Genomic DNA, 419 nt, shown 5'->3' with positions numbered 1-419 from the left:
ACATCATCAACATTTCCTCCGATATCGGCACCCGGACCATTCCGAAGGCTTCCGCCTATTGCGCCAGCAAATACGGCCTGGAGGGTTTTACGGGCGTTCTGGCCAAGGAAGTGCGCAAACTGGGAATCCGGGTCGGGGTGATCCGCCCGGGGATGACCGACACCTGCTTCAACGACACGGAACAGGGTGCCCCGGAGAAGGAGGGGTGGCTGCAGGCGGAGGATGTGGCCGAAGCGGCCCTTTACATGGTTTTGGCACCCCGTCATGCCATGGTGGACGAAATCATGATTCACCCGGTCATCCAGGAATATTAGACATCCGGATCCCGATTCCACCCGGCCTTTTCCCCGTCCTTCGCTGCGTCCCCTGTTTTTGCCGGGCTGTCATCCACGATGGAGATGGAGTATCCTTCCTTTTCG

General features: G+C 58.7%; 1 protein-coding gene. It reads left to right on the top strand.

Annotated elements, in window-relative coordinates; translation table 11 throughout:
* Window positions 1-314, top strand: a 314-nt coding sequence (locus RZO55_RS02995) for an SDR family oxidoreductase (protein WP_318062809.1), incomplete at its 5' end; no start/stop codon positions are given.
* Window positions 315-419 lie beyond the last annotated feature (105 nt).

Origin of the sequence: Clostridium boliviensis, from assembly GCF_033342255.1 — a bacterium.
Classification (GTDB): domain Bacteria; phylum Bacillota; class Clostridia; order Lachnospirales; family Lachnospiraceae; genus Lacrimispora; species Lacrimispora boliviensis.
Note: the sequence above shows the minus strand (reverse complement) of the source record. Positions and strands in the feature narration are given on the sequence as shown.